This is a genomic window from Pseudomonas sp. R37(2017) (assembly GCF_002113375.1).
Lineage (GTDB): Bacteria > Pseudomonadota > Gammaproteobacteria > Pseudomonadales > Pseudomonadaceae > Aquipseudomonas.
In genome coordinates, this window is record NZ_NEHO01000004.1 from 157,295 (window position 1) to 171,475 (window position 14,181).

General features: G+C 61.4%; 12 protein-coding genes. 10 read left to right on the plus strand and 2 right to left on the minus strand.

Annotated elements, in window-relative coordinates; genetic code table 11:
• The first annotated feature begins 44 nt into the window (after nucleotides 1-44).
• From ppc to CAG47_RS08675, 6 genes are all read left to right on the plus strand, one after another.
• A complete protein-coding gene (gene ppc, locus CAG47_RS08650; RefSeq protein WP_085724472.1) occupies nucleotides 45-2,675 on the plus strand; it encodes a phosphoenolpyruvate carboxylase in 2,631 nt (876 codons plus the stop codon).
• Nucleotides 2,676-2,965: 290 nt separating this feature from the next.
• Nucleotides 2,966-3,613 (plus strand): adenylate kinase, encoded by a 648-nt coding sequence (gene adk / locus CAG47_RS08655; protein WP_085724473.1) that lies wholly within the window; start codon nucleotides 2,966-2,968, stop codon nucleotides 3,611-3,613.
• Between the two features lie 94 nt (nucleotides 3,614-3,707).
• Nucleotides 3,708-4,382 carry a tRNA (adenosine(37)-N6)-threonylcarbamoyltransferase complex dimerization subunit type 1 TsaB gene (gene tsaB / locus CAG47_RS08660; RefSeq protein ID WP_085724474.1) on the plus strand — a complete coding sequence of 225 codons (675 nt, stop codon included), beginning with the start codon at nucleotides 3,708-3,710 and terminating at the stop codon, nucleotides 4,380-4,382.
• Between the two features lie 315 nt (nucleotides 4,383-4,697).
• Nucleotides 4,698-5,003, plus strand: a complete 306-nt coding sequence (locus tag CAG47_RS08665) for a hypothetical protein (RefSeq protein ID WP_085724475.1) — start codon at nucleotides 4,698-4,700, stop codon at nucleotides 5,001-5,003.
• Nucleotides 5,003-5,863: a DUF72 domain-containing protein gene (locus tag CAG47_RS08670; RefSeq protein WP_085724476.1), complete on the plus strand. Its 861-nt coding sequence runs from the start codon at nucleotides 5,003-5,005 to the stop codon at nucleotides 5,861-5,863. The genes CAG47_RS08665 and CAG47_RS08670 overlap by 1 nt, the downstream gene beginning before the upstream one ends.
• A 32-nt stretch (nucleotides 5,864-5,895) precedes the next feature.
• Entirely contained in the window at nucleotides 5,896-6,717 is an 822-nt protein-coding gene (locus tag CAG47_RS08675) for an isocitrate lyase/phosphoenolpyruvate mutase family protein (RefSeq protein ID WP_085724477.1), read from the plus strand.
• Nucleotides 6,718-6,720: 3 nt separating this feature from the next.
• Here the strand turns inward: CAG47_RS08675 and CAG47_RS08680 are convergent, their stop codons facing one another.
• Entirely contained in the window at nucleotides 6,721-7,341 is a 621-nt protein-coding gene (locus CAG47_RS08680; protein ID WP_085724478.1) for an energy transducer TonB, read from the minus strand.
• Between the two features lie 93 nt (nucleotides 7,342-7,434).
• Here CAG47_RS08680 and CAG47_RS08685 point away from each other — a divergent pair, with 93 nt between their 5' ends.
• On the plus strand, nucleotides 7,435-8,217 hold the full coding sequence (locus tag CAG47_RS08685; protein ID WP_085724479.1) for a class I SAM-dependent methyltransferase: 783 nt from the start codon (nucleotides 7,435-7,437) through the stop codon (nucleotides 8,215-8,217).
• A 61-nt stretch (nucleotides 8,218-8,278) separates the two neighbouring features.
• Here CAG47_RS08685 and CAG47_RS08690 read toward each other — a convergent pair whose 3' ends face one another.
• Entirely contained in the window at nucleotides 8,279-8,932 is a 654-nt protein-coding gene (locus tag CAG47_RS08690) for a TetR/AcrR family transcriptional regulator (RefSeq protein WP_085724480.1), read from the minus strand.
• Between the two features lie 93 nt (nucleotides 8,933-9,025).
• On the opposite strand from CAG47_RS08690, the gene CAG47_RS08695 reads away from it, so the two are divergent.
• The 3 genes from CAG47_RS08695 (at nucleotide 9,026) to CAG47_RS08705 (ending at nucleotide 14,175) form a co-directional block, all read left to right on the plus strand.
• Nucleotides 9,026-10,126 (plus strand): efflux RND transporter periplasmic adaptor subunit, encoded by a 1,101-nt coding sequence (locus CAG47_RS08695; protein ID WP_085724481.1) that lies wholly within the window; start codon nucleotides 9,026-9,028, stop codon nucleotides 10,124-10,126.
• Between the two features lie 5 nt (nucleotides 10,127-10,131).
• Nucleotides 10,132-13,197 (plus strand): efflux RND transporter permease subunit, encoded by a 3,066-nt coding sequence (locus CAG47_RS08700; protein ID WP_085724482.1) that lies wholly within the window; start codon nucleotides 10,132-10,134, stop codon nucleotides 13,195-13,197.
• A 696-nt stretch (nucleotides 13,198-13,893) separates the two neighbouring features.
• A complete protein-coding gene (locus CAG47_RS08705) occupies nucleotides 13,894-14,175 on the plus strand; it encodes a DUF6124 family protein (protein ID WP_085724483.1) in 282 nt (93 codons plus the stop codon).
• The last annotated feature ends 6 nt before the right edge of the window (nucleotides 14,176-14,181 follow it).

The window sequence follows — 14,181 nt, forward strand, 5'->3', positions numbered from 1 at the left end:
TCTCTAGGTTCCTAGCCGCCCGGATTTTTGCTGGAGACCTGCTGATGACCGATATTGATGCACGCTTGCGCGAGGACGTTCACCTGTTGGGTGAGCTGTTGGGCAATACCATTCGTGAACAATATGGCGACGATTTTCTCGACAAGATCGAGCAGATCCGCAAGGGCGCCAAGGCTGACCGGCGCGGTTCCATGGACGCCGAACTCAGCGCCAGCCTCAACCAGTTGTCCGAGGACGAATTGCTGCCGGTGGCCCGGGCGTTCAACCAGTTTCTCAACCTGGCCAACATCGCCGAGCAGTACCAGTTGATTCACCGCCGCGAGGAATCCCAGGAGGCGCCGTTCGAAGCCCGAGTGCTGCCGGAGTTGCTCGCGCGCCTGCGCGCCGAGGGGCATGGCGCCGAAGCCCTGGCCCGGCAACTGGGGCGGCTGGAGATCGAGCTGGTATTGACCGCGCACCCGACCGAAGTGGCGCGCCGCACGCTGATCCAGAAGTACGACGCCATCGCCGCGCAACTGGCGGCACAGGATCACCGCGACCTGACCAGCGCCGAGCGCGAGCAGATCAAGACCACCTTGCAACGCCTGATCGCGGAAGCCTGGCACACCGAAGAAATCCGCCGCACGCGCCCGACGCCGGTGGACGAGGCCAAGTGGGGGTTCGCGGTGATCGAGCATTCGCTGTGGCAGGCCATTCCCAATTATCTGCGCAAGGCCGATCAGGCGCTGCATGCGGCCACCGGCTTGCGTTTGCCGCTGGAGGCGGCGCCGATTCGCTTTGCCTCGTGGATGGGCGGCGACCGCGACGGCAATCCGAACGTGACGGCGGCGGTTACCCGTGAAGTGCTGCTGTTGGCGCGCTGGATGGCGGCTGATTTGTACCTGCGGGATGTCGATCACCTGGCGGCTGAACTGTCGATGCAGCAGGCCAGCGATGAACTGAAGGCCAAGGCGGGTGACAGCGCCGAGCCCTACCGGGCCGTGCTCAAACAGCTGCGTGAACGCCTGCGGGCAACACGAAATTGGGCGCACGCCGCCTTGTCAACGCCAATACCGGCACCGGCGGATGTGCTGCAAAACAACCACGAACTGCTCGATCCGCTGGAGCTTTGCTACCACTCGTTGCACGAGTGCGGCATGGGTGTGATCGCCGAAGGGCCGTTGCTCGATTGCCTGCGTCGGGCGGTGACCTTCGGCCTGTTCCTGGTACGTCTGGATGTGCGCCAGGACTCCGCGCGGCACACCGCTGCGATGACCGAAATCACCGACTACCTCGGCCTCGGCCGTTACGAGGACTGGAGTGAAGAAGAGCGTATCGCCTTCCTGATGCGCGAATTGAGCAATCGTCGTCCCTTGTTGCCGGCGTACTTCAAACCCAGCGCCGACACCGCCGAGGTGCTGGCCACCTGTCGAGAGATCGCAGCAGCGCCGGGAGCATCCCTCGGTTCCTATGTGATCTCGATGGCTGGTGCCGCTTCCGATGTGCTGGCGGTGCAATTGCTGCTCAAAGAGTCCGGCGTGTTGCGGCCGATGCGCGTGGTGCCGTTGTTCGAAACCCTGGCCGACCTCGACAACGCCGGCCCGGTGATCGAGAAGTTGTTGCTGCTGCCGGGTTATCGCTCGCGCCTGCAAGGGCCCCAGGAAGTGATGATCGGCTACTCCGATTCGGCCAAGGACGCCGGCACCACCGCGGCGGCCTGGGCGCAGTACCGGGCACAGGAGCGATTGGTGGATATCTGCCGTGAACAACAAGTGGAACTGCTGTTGTTCCACGGTCGTGGCGGTACCGTGGGGCGTGGTGGCGGCCCGGCCCACGCGGCGATCCTGTCGCAGCCCCCAGGTTCCGTGGCGGGGCGTTTCCGTACCACCGAACAGGGCGAAATGATTCGATTCAAATTCGGCCTGCCGGACATTGCCGAGCAAAACCTCAACCTGTACCTGGCCGCCGTGCTTGAGGCGACCTTGCTGCCACCACCGCCACCTACGCCCGAGTGGCGCCATTTGATGGATGAGTTGGCCGCGGACGGTGTCAGCGCCTACCGTGCGGTGGTGCGGGAGAACCCGCAGTTCGTGGAGTATTTCCGCCAGTCCACGCCGGAGCAGGAGCTCGGTCGCTTGCCGCTGGGCAGTCGCCCGGCCAAGCGTCGGGCCGGGGGCATCGAAAGCCTGCGGGCGATTCCGTGGATCTTCGGCTGGACCCAAACGCGCCTGATGCTGCCCGCCTGGCTGGGTTGGGAAGCGGCCCTTGGCAAGGCACTGGAGCGTGGCGAAGGCGAACTGCTGGGGCAGATGCGTGAGCAATGGCCGTTCTTCCGCACCCGCATCGACATGCTGGAAATGGTCCTGGCCAAGGCCGATGCCGATATTGCGCACTCTTACGACGAACGTCTGGTCGAGCCGAATCTGTTGCCACTGGGTGCGCACTTACGCGACCTATTGTCGCAGGCGTGTACCATCGTCCTCGGCCTGACCGGGCAGTCGCAGCTGCTGGCACATAGCCCGGCGACCCTTGAGTTCATCCGCTTGCGCAACACCTACCTCGACCCGCTTCATCTATTGCAGGCCGAGTTGCTGGCCCGCTCACGAGTGCAGGAGGTAGCGCAGGGCAGCCCGGTAGAACAGGCCTTGCTGGTGTCTGTGGCGGGGATCGCCGCCGGTTTGCGTAACACCGGCTGAGGATTTTGCCGTGGCGTCGGGTGTCCGGCTCAACGGCCGGATACCACCCGATGGCGGACATAAAAGTGCGAACAGGCGACAGTTAATGATGAGGTTGCGACTTGGGAAACTGCGCGCAATGGTCGCAGGAGGCAGTGGTTTCTCCGACTTTTGGCGTCTTGTGTGGGCGCAGCCTGCTGTGTATCTTGATCAGCCTTTGGCCGTTTGGGCGGTCACGACCCTATTTTTGAGATTGGCCCCACGAGGCGAATCTGACGTTATCTATATATAAAAAATTGAGGAGCACATCGATGCGCGTCATTCTGCTGGGAGCTCCCGGGGCCGGTAAAGGTACTCAGGCTAAGTTCATCACCGAAAAATTCGGCATTCCGCAAATCTCCACCGGCGACATGCTGCGTGCGGCAGTCAAGGCCGGCACCGAGCTGGGCATCAAGGCCAAGAGCATCATGGATGCCGGTGGCCTGGTGTCCGATGACCTGATCATCGCACTGGTCAAGGACCGCATCGCCCAGCCCGACTGCGTCAACGGTTTCCTGTTCGACGGCTTCCCGCGCACCATTCCCCAGGCAGAAGCCCTGGTGACTGCTGGCGTCGAGCTCGATGCAGTGGTTGAAATCGCCGTCGAAGACGAAGAAATCGTCCAGCGTATCGCCGGCCGCCGTGTTCACGAGGCCAGCGGCCGCGTGTACCACATCGTCTACAACCCGCCGAAAACCGCCGGCAAGGACGACGTCACCGGTGAAGACCTGGTGCAGCGCAAGGACGACACCGAAGAAACCGTGCGTCATCGCCTGTCGGTCTACCACTCCCAGACCAAGCCGCTGGTGGCTTTCTACCAGGAACTGTCGGCTGCCAATGGCAAGCCGAAGTACAGCCACATCGAAGGCGTCGGTTCGGTTGAAGCGATCACCGCCAAGGTGCTTGCAGCCCTGAGCTGAAAAACCTGATTCGCTGCATCATCCACGGCCCGCTTGCGGGCCGTAGTTGTTTATACTGACGCACTTTTTCTGATCCCTTCTTACGGAAACATCGATGAGCACCTTGCTGGCCCTGGACACCGCGACTGAAGCTTGCTCCGTTGCCTTGCTGCATGACGGCAAGGTCACGAGCCATTACGAGGTGATCCCGCGCCTGCACGCGCAAAAGCTGTTGCCAATGATCAAGCAACTGCTGGCCGATGCGGGTACCACGCTGCAAGCGGTCGATGCCATTGCGTTTGGCCGGGGCCCGGGTGCCTTCACCGGTGTGCGTATTGCCATCGGCGTGGTGCAAGGCCTGGCGTTTGCCCTGGATCGCCCCGTGTTGCCGGTGTCGAACCTGGCCGTGCTGGCGCAACGTGCACTGCGAGAACACGGTGCCACTCAAGTCGCCGCTGCCATCGACGCGCGAATGGACGAAGTGTATTGGGGTTGCTACCGCGAAACGGCCGGGGAGATGCGCCTGGTCGGCGCCGAGGCGGTACTGCCGCCGGAGTCGGCGGCATTGCCGGCCGATGCCAGTGGCAAGTGGTTTGGCGCAGGCACCGGGTGGGGTTATGGCGAGCGTATCGCCGTCAGCCTGAGCGGGCAGGACGCGGGCATGTTGCCTCATGCCGAAGACCTGCTGACCCTGGCGCGATTTGCCTGGGAGCGCGGCGAGGCAATCGTGGCCGACAAGGCGCAGCCGGTTTATCTGCGGGACAAAGTGGCGACGCCAAAGGCACGGTAGTTCAGCAGGTTCGGGGGGCTTTTGTGGCGAGGGGGCTTGCCCCCGTTGCACTGCGCAGCAGTGCCAAAACCATAGAATTCGATTTGCCTGTCACATTGCATCTGCCGATCTGCGACTGCTACGCAGCCGAACGGGACGGTGCGGCGATCCGACAAGCCCCCTCGCCACAGTCGGTACTCCAGATTCTGCCAATCGTCATTTTCCAACCCCAGCTTTTAAACCTTTTGCCTTTTATGTGTTCCAGTTATCACTCGGCGGTTTGTGAAGTGAGTCATGCGCTACTAAACTGCCATCACTGATTCCGAGTATGCACCCATGCGTATAGACGGCGTTTCTTCTCAGTCCTACCCCATCAAGCGCAAACCTCGCAAAGGCCGCGTGGCGGAAGACGACGCCATTGATATCGAAGGCGAGCTGGAATTCCCGACTGAAGAGCAACTGGCTGCCCGCGCCGCCAAAGCCTCTGCGCAAAAACTGAGCAATCTGCCCGCCCGTCAGCAAGACCTGATTTACCACCGTGCCATGAGCAAAAGCGTGGCGACAGCCCTGGCCAGCTACCTGAGTACCGCCGGTTTCGTCGATTGGGATACGGATGTGCTGGGTCTCGACCTGTACATCTGATGCTGCTGCCGTACTACCTTGGTTGCCCCTCCTGGAGCGAAAACGCCTGGCGCGATCACCTGTATCCGCCAGACGCCAAAACCGCAGACTTTCTTGATCTCTATTCCCGGGTTTTCAATGCCGTGGAAGGCAACACGACCTTCTACGCGAGCCCGGCTGCCAGCACCGTGCAGCGTTGGGCCGAGACCATGCCCGAGCACTTTCGCTTCACCGCCAAGTTTCCCGGACAGATCAGCCACGGTGGCGATCTGCGCGAGCAACTGACCGCCGCCGAAACTTTCCTGCAGTTGCTAAGCCCGCTCGGCGAGCGTGTGTCGCCACTGTGGTTGCAGTTGTCGAAAAGCTTCACGCCCCAGCGCTTGCCCGAACTGGCCGGATTCATCGATGCCCTGCAGCGGCCACTGGCCGTGGAAGTGCGGCATGACGAGTTTTTCGCCAAGGGTGACAGCGAGCGAATGCTCAATCGACTGCTGCTGGATCGCGGTGTCGAACGCATCTGTCTCGATCCCCGTGCGTTGTTCAGTTGCACTTCGACCGAGCCCTCGGTACTCCACGCCCAAGCGAAGAAACCCCGTGTGCCGCCGCGTCCGACGGCCTTTACGTCATGCCCGCAGGTGCGCTTTATCGGCCATCCGACGCTTGAGGCCAACGACAGGTTCCTGGAGCCCTGGATCGAAAAAATCGCGGTCTGGATCGAAGAAGGCCGCACGCCGTATATCTTCCTGCACACGGCCGACAACGTGCTGGCGGCAAAACTGGCGCAGCGCTTTCACGCCCGCCTGATGCTGCGATTGCCTGGCTTGCCGGCGCTGCCTGAGCTATACAGAGAGCCCGTCGCCGAGCAACTTGGCCTGCTCTGAGGCGGATCCTTCCCTCTTCAGGAGCCTGCCCAATGGATGCGCAAACCCTTCGAGCCCAGGCGTTCAAAGCCCTTCATGAGCGCCCCGGCGTTTTTGTGATTCCCAATCCGTGGGATGCAGGCTCGGCGAAAATGCTCGCCAGCCTTGGCTTCGAGGCGCTGGCGACCACCAGTGCCGGTTTTGCCTTTTCCCAGGGCCGCGCCGATGGCGGGCTCACCCTCGACGACACCTTGTTGAACGTCAAGGCGATTGTCGCCGCCACCGACCTGCCGGTCGCAGTCGACCTGGAAAACGGCTTTGCCGACAGCCCGGCCGATTGCGCCAAGAGTATTTTGCGCGCCGCCGAGGCTGGAGCCGTCGGTGGTTCGATTGAGGATGCCACCGGTCGCGAAGAAGGCCCGATCTATTGTTTCGAACACGCCGTGGCGCGAATCGAGGCCGCTGTGGCGGCTGCTCGCCGTTTGCCGTTCCCCTTCACATTGACTGCCCGGGCGGAAAATTTCCTGCACGGTAATCCTGATCTGTCCGACACCATCCGCCGCTTGCAGGCATTCGCCGAGGCCGGAGCCGATGTACTTTACGCACCCGGTCTGCGCAGCGCCGAGGATGTCCTGGCGGTGGTGCGCGCGGTGGCGCCAAAACCGGTGAATGTGTTGATGTCGGGCGGCTTGAAGCTGACGGTCGCGGAGTTGGGGGAGATGGGCGTCAAGCGTATCAGCGTCGGTTCGGCGCTGGCCTTGGCGGCTTATGGTGAATTCTTCCGCGCCGCCGAGGAAATCCAGACATCGGGCACCTTTGCTTTCACTGCCCGATCGATGCCGTATCAGAAGGCCAACCAGTTCTTCAAAGGCTGAGGGTCAGGCTGCGATACGCAGGTTCTGCAAGACAATCGGGCGTGCCCAGCCGTTATCGAAATCGAGCTGTTTCTGCTGTTCCGCCCGTTCCTCTGGCGAGAACGGCGGGAACGGTTTGTCGAGCAGGTCGAGTTCGAACTCGGCAATCGGCAGGTGCAGCGGACGTGGTTGCGGGGCAGGGCCTGCTTCGTATACCGGCTGACCGGCCTTGAGCACGATCGGGCGAACCCAGCCGCTTTCGAAGTCCTGCTGTTTTTGCTGGGCGACGATTTCATCCGCCGGGAACGCTGGGCGGGGTTTGTCGGCCAGGTCCATTTCGAATTCGGCAATCGGCAGGAACAGCGGCTCGGGCGGACGAACCTGGGTGTCCTTCACATCGCACTCGCGCTGGGACACGATGTGCTCCAGCAGCTCGCTGCCGACAGTTGGCTCGACAGGGCTTTCGAGATCGACCGGTGGGAAATTCAACGATTCAGGCAGCACATCACCCGACTGATCGGCCAGTGCACGGGCAAAGAAATCCTGCCAGAGGTGACTGACACCGCTCAGTGCCTGGGTATTTCGCAGGTTGTAATTGCCGTAGGGCGATATAAAACCTGTGATTGTGGGTTGAATGTCTGACATTTCTCTCGGTCGACGCTCAGCTCTGGCAAAATGCTCGATAGTTTTGTTATCGGCAGTTTTTGCCGATCATTAATTTTTTGAGCGTGTTTTCCGATGATTGATCAACCTGCGGCCTGCCGTATCCATGTACAGGCCCTGGACGCGGCTTTCGAGCCGCAAGCCGAGCAATGGGCCGAACGCCTGGGCTTGCCGATGCAAGTGGCGGATGGCGAATTTGCCCTGCAGGTGGGTGACCAGGGTTTGCAGTTGCAGCAACTGGGGCCGGATGCGCCGGGGCCGGTGCGGGTGGACTTCGTCGAGGGCGGTGCGGCCCATCGCCGGTTGTACGGCGGTGGCAGTGGGCAGATGATCGCCAAGGCCGTTGGCATTGCCCAAGGCGTGCGCCCGCGGGTCCTGGATGCCACGGCGGGGCTGGGCAAGGACGCGTTCGTGCTGGCCAGCCTTGGTTGCGAGATGAGCCTGATCGAGCGACAGCCGCTGATCGGCGCCTTGCTGGAGGATGGCCTGGCCCGTGGCGCGGAAGATTTCGACGTGGCGCCGATCGTGGCGCGCATGCGCCTGCTCAAGGGCAATTCGATCGAAGTCATGCGCAACTGGGAGGGTGAGCCGCCGCAGGTGATCTACCTTGACCCGATGTTCCCGCACCGCGAGAAAACCGCGCTGGTGAAAAAGGAAATGCGCCTGTTCCGCCCACTGGTGGGCGATGACCCGGATGCGCCGGCACTGCTCGAAGCCGCCCTGGCCCTGGCCAGCCATCGGGTGGTGGTCAAGCGCCCGCGCAAGGCGCCGTGCATCGAAGGGCCCAAGCCCAGTCATGCGCTGGATGGCAAGTCCAGTCGGTATGACATTTATCCGAAGAAGGCGCTCAAGGTTTGAGCTACAAGCTACAAGCTACAAGCTACAAGCTACAAGCTACGCCGTTGCTTGCCGCTTGTAGCTAACCGCTTGAAGCTGCTTCTGGACGATAAGCCCGCATGAACAACCCCACCACTTCCCGCACATGGCTCTCCGCCGCCTCGCCAACCGGTGGCTCGCCGCAGCCATACAGCAAGCGAAAGTTCCCGGTGCCCTTGAGCAGGCAGAAGAAGTGCTCGGCTGCGTTGTGCGGCTTGTCGATGCGCAGCACACCACTTTCATCGATCTTGCTCAGCAGGCGTTCCATGCCATGCAGCATGCGCTGCGGACCGGCCTCGAAGAAAATCAGCGAGAGTTTCGGGTCCTGGCTGCCCAGGGTCATCATCAACCGGTGCAGGTTCACTGATTCATCACTGTTGATCAGCTGATGAAAGCCGCGTGCGATGTTCAGCAGCACGGTTTCCACCGCCACGCCTTCCGGCAATTCGAAAAGCAGCGGCGGCAACTGCTCCATGCACTTGGCCATCACGGCGGCGGAGAACAGCGTCTCCTTGTCGTTGAAGTGGCTGTAGACCGTCAGCTTTGACACACCGGCCTCGGTTGCAACGGCATCCATGCTGGTATTGGCATAACCCTTACTCAGAAACAGCACTTTCGCCGCATCGAGAATTGCCTGGCGTTTGACCAGATCCTTGGGTCTGCCTGGGCCATTGGGTGCTGAAGGATTGTTTGGCATATTCGCTTTTATTACTGGACTGGTGAGTTTGCTATTAATAACATACTGCTCAGTATAATTATTCAAAGCACCATTAGCGAAAGGTCCTTCACCATGTTCCGCTATGCCTTGCCCCTCGCGTTGCCAGTCACCCTGGCTTTTTTATTGTCTGCGTGCGGTCACGAAGAGGCGCCGCAAACCAGCGTGCGCCCGGCCATGGTGGTCCAGCCAGAGCCTGCGGCGCAGTCCATGGAAAGCTATCCCGGTGAAGTTCGCGCGCGTTACGAGCCGGACCTGGCGTTCCGTATCGGCGGTAAAGTCAGCCGACGACTGGTGGAGGAGGGGCAGCGGGTCAAGGCCGATCAGCCTTTGGCGGAACTCGACCCTCAAGACGTGCGCCTGCAACTGGAGGCCACACGCGCCCAGGTCGCTGCAGCGGAAGCCAATCTGAACCTCGTGCGGTCCGAGCGCGATCGCTACAAGACCCTGATGGAGCGTCAACTGGTCAGTCGCTCGCAGTACGACAACGCTGAAAACCTTTACCGCTCCGGTGAAGCGCGCCTCAAGCAAATCAAAGCCGAATTCAACGTCTCCAATAACCAGGCCAGTTACGCGGTGTTGCGAGCGCCGCAGGATGGCGTCGTGGCCAAGCGTCTGGTGGAAGTCGGGCAAGTCGTGGCGGCCGGGCAAACGGCGTTCACACTGGCCACCGATGGCGAGCGTGAAGTGTTGATCAGCCTGCCGGAGCAGAACTTCGGCCGCTTCAAGGTCGGTGGACCGGTGTCGGTGGAGCTCTGGACTCAGCCCGACCAGCGTTTCGAAGGGCGCATCCGTGAACTGTCGCCGTCAGCCGACCCCAAGTCGCGCACATTCGCGGCGCGTATCGCCTTCAATGCCGGCACAGCGCCTGTCGAACTGGGCCAGAGCGCCCGAGTGTTCGTGCAAGTCGCCGACGTGGTGCCTTTGTCCGTTCCGCTTTCAGCGCTGACGGCGGAAAACGGCGTGACCTATGTCTGGGTCGTCAGCGCCAACAACACCTTGAAAAAGACTCCGGTGCGCGTGGGTGCCTTCGGTGAGAAAACCGTACCGGTGCTTGAAGGGCTCAACGCCAGCGACTGGGTCGTGGCGGCCGGCGTTCATGTGCTTCTCGAAGGGCAGCAGGTGCGCCCGGTGGATCGCTCCAATCGCGTGGTCAATCTGGCGGACAAGGAGTAAGCCCGATGCGCTTCAACGTTTCCGAATGGGCGCTGCGTAATCGCCAGATCGTCCTGTTCCTGATGCTGTTGCTGGCCATCGTCGGCGCACTTTCCTACACCAAGCTCGGCCAGAGCGAAGACCCGCCGTTCACCTTCAAGGCCATGGTGATTCGCACCAACTGGCCGGGCGCGACCGCCGAGGAAGTCTCGCGCCAGGTCACCGAACGCATCGAAAAAAAGCTGATGGAAACCGGCGAGTACGAGCGCATTATGTCGTTCTCGCGGCCCGGGGAATCCCAGGTCACCTTCATTGCGCGTGATTCCATGCACTCGGCAGAGATCCCGGAACTCTGGTATCAGGTGCGCAAGAAGATCAGCGACATCCGTCATACCCTGCCACCGGGGATTCAGGGGCCGTTCTTCAATGATGAGTTCGGCACCACCTTCGGCAATATCTACGCCCTGACCGGCGCGGGTTTCGACTACGCCGTGCTCAAGGATTACGCCGACCGCATCCAGATCCAGCTGCAGCGGGTCAAGGATGTCGGCAAGGTCGAACTGCTGGGTTTGCAGGACGAGAAAATCTGGATCGAGCTCTCCAACGTCAAGCTCGCCACCCTCGGCTTGCCGCTGGCGGCCGTCCAGCAAGCCCTTGAAGAACAGAACGCGGTGTCCACCGCAGGCTTTTTCGAAACCAGCAGCGAGCGATTGCAGCTACGGGTTACAGGGAATTTTCAGACGGTCGACGAGATCAGGAGCTTCCCGATTCGCGTCGGTGATCGCACTTTCCGCATCTCCGATGTGGCCGATGTGCGGCGTGGTTTCAATGATCCACCGGCGCCGCGCATGCGTTTCATGGCGCAGGATGCCATCGGCCTGGCGGTGGCGATGAAGGACGGTGGAGACATTCTGGTGCTGGGCAAGGCGCTGGAAGTCGAATTCGCCCGTATCCAGAAAAACCTCCCGGCCGGTATGGAACTGCGCAAAGTCTCCGATCAGCCGGCGGCGGTGAAAACCGGTGTTGGCGAGTTCGTGCAAGTGCTGGTCGAGGCGCTGGCCATCGTGTTGGTGGTGAGCTTCTTCTCCCTCGGCGTGCGCACCGGCATGGTGGTGGCCCTGGCCATTCCGCTGGTGCTGGCGATGACGTTTGCCAGCATGTATTACCTGGGTATCGGCCTGCACAAGATTTCCCTTGGTGCATTGGTTCTGGCGCTGGGCCTGCTGGTGGACGACGCGATCATCGCCGTGGAAATGATGGCGATCAAAATGGAGCAGGGTTTCGACCGGATCAAAGCCGCGAGCTACGCCTGGACCAGTACCGCGTTCCCGATGCTCACCGGCACGCTGATCACCGCGGCTGGCTTCCTGCCGATCGCCACGGCGCAATCGGGCACGGGTGAATACACCCGTTCGATCTTCGAAGTGGTCACCCTCGCGCTGTTGGCGTCGTGGGTGGTCGCGGTGGTCTTCGTGCCCTATCTCGGAGAAAAGCTCCTGCCGGATCTGGCGAAGATTCATGCCGCCAGGCACGGTGCCGGCCAGCCCGATCCGTATGGCACAGCGTTTTACCAGCGCGTCCGGGGTCTGGTGGAGTGGTGCGTGCGCTGGCGCAAAACCGTGATCCTGGCGACCGTGCTGTTGTTCATCGGCTCCATCGTGCTGTTCCGTTTTGTGCCGCAGCAGTTCTTCCCGGCATCGGGTCGACTGGAGTTGATGGTCGACCTGAAACTGGCCGAAGGCGCTTCGCTGAGCAACACCGCCGACGAGGTCAAGCGCCTCGAAGCGCTGCTCAAGGACAAGGCCGGAATCGACAATTATGTGGCCTACGTCGGCACCGGTTCGCCGCGTTTCTACCTGCCGCTGGATCAGCAACTGCCGGCGGCGAGCTTCGCCCAGTTTGTCGTCCTGGCGAAAACCATCGAGGAACGCGAAGCCCTGCGTACCTGGTTGATCGCAACCCTCAACGAGCAATTCCCGGCGCTGCGCTCGCGGGTCACGCGTCTGGAAAACGGTCCGCCGGTTGGTTACCCGGTGCAGTTCCGCGTGACCGGTGAGCACATCGACGAGGTGCGGGCGCTGGCGCGCAAAGTCGCGGCCAAGGTTCGCGAGAATCCGCACGTGGTCAACGTCCACCTGGACTGGGAAGAGCCGAGCAAGGTGGTGTACCTGAATATCGATCAGGACCGCGCGCGGGCACTGGGCGTCAGTACGGCGAACCTGTCGAAGTTCCTGCAAAGTTCCCTGACTGGCTCCAGCGTCAGCCAATACCGTGAAGACAACGAGTTGATCGAAATCCTGCTGCGCGGCACCTTGCATGAGCGCACCGAACTGTCGTTGCTGCCGAGCCTGGCGGTGCCGACCGATAACGGTCGCAGCGTCGCCCTGTCGCAGATCGCGACCCTGGAATACGGCTTCGAAGAGGGCATCATCTGGCACCGCAATCGCCTGCCCAACGTGACGGTTCGTGCCGACATTTATGACAAGCAGCAACCGGCGACGCTGGTGCAGCAGATCATGCCGACCCTCGATCCGATCCGCGCCGAACTACCGGACGGCTACCTGCTGGATGTCGGCGGTACCGTGGAAGATTCGGCACGCGGACAGAACTCGGTGAAGGCCGGCGTGCCGTTGTTCATCGTAGTGGTGCTGACCTTGCTGATGCTGCAACTGCGCAGTTTCTCGCGTACGGCGATGGTGTTTCTGACGGCACCGTTGGGGTTGATCGGGGTGACGCTGTTTCTGTTGGTGTTCCGCCAGCCGTTCGGTTTCGTGGCCATGCTGGGGACCATCGCCTTGTCCGGGATGATCATGCGTAACTCGGTGATTCTGGTGGATCAGATCGAGCAGGATATCGCTGCCGGGCTCAAGCCCTGGCAGGCGATCATCGAGGCGACGGTGCGGCGGTTCCGGCCGATTGTGTTGACGGCGCTGGCGGCGGTGCTGGCGATGATTCCGTTGTCGCGCAGCGTGTTTTTCGGGCCGATGGCGGTGGCGATCATGGGGGGGTTGATTGTGGCTACGGCGTTGACGCTGCTGTTTTTGCCCGCTCTTTATGCTGCCTGGTTTCGGGTTCGCAAAGAGTCGGTTTGACCTTGGCGGCCTCTGGGCCGACCAGGTTGGGGGGATCGAGTACATATCCGTTGCTGCGGTAACGGCTACTTATGGTTTCGCCCTTACGGCGACTCACTTTTTTACAAGCGCCTAAAAAAGTAAGCAAAAAACGCTCGCCCCGGCGTCCGGCCCCTCGCCAAGGCTCGGGGTTCCTTCGCTCCGGCATTCATCCGGGGACACTGCCCTCCGGTTTGCTTCGCTGCACCTACATGCAGCGTGTTCGACTGCGTCGAACGGCGCTGCGCGCCACTCCCCGGATGAACGCCTCCACTCAGCCTCCCGAAGGGGCGGGTGGATCAAGATCAAGAGCTGCAGGCGAGCTAACGCTCGGCCTGATGAGTGGTGAGAAGCGAAGGTGTACGCCGCTTTTTCTTTTGCTTTTGCTCTTTTGTGGGAGCGAGCCTGCTCGCGAAGGCGGCCTGCCAGCCGACCTGAATCAGGCGGATGTACCCCGACCCTGTAGGAGCGGGTGCCCGCTTGCGGCATGCTCGCGATGACGGACTTACAGTCAACAATGTTTATCGCCCAAGCCACCCATTCAGACCATTCCCACAAGACTTTCAGCTTGCCCGTCGGAAGCACGATCCCTAGCCTTGGCCCGTCGCTGCCAATTCAGCGACCGGGACTGCAAGCCCGTAAATAGTCGTTAGGCGCCTACTTTTGGAGCTTCGCAAAATGATCAAAGACAGTCCTGATTACTCTGTCTCCGAATCCGGAAAGAAAACGAGAATTTCACACCGCCCCTGCCCAATTTTCACCATCCACCCAGGCGTCGATTCCGAAACCCTGCTGGTCCATGCCTACGAAACGCTCGCCTCAGCCAACGTGATGGCGACCGAGTTGTCGTCCATCCTGAACGGCCCCACCTGCAATCTGGCACTCGGCATTCAGCAGATGATTGTCCTGGCGCAGCTATCGGTGAATCGCGTGCTGGATCAACTCGATACATCTCGGTAACACAAT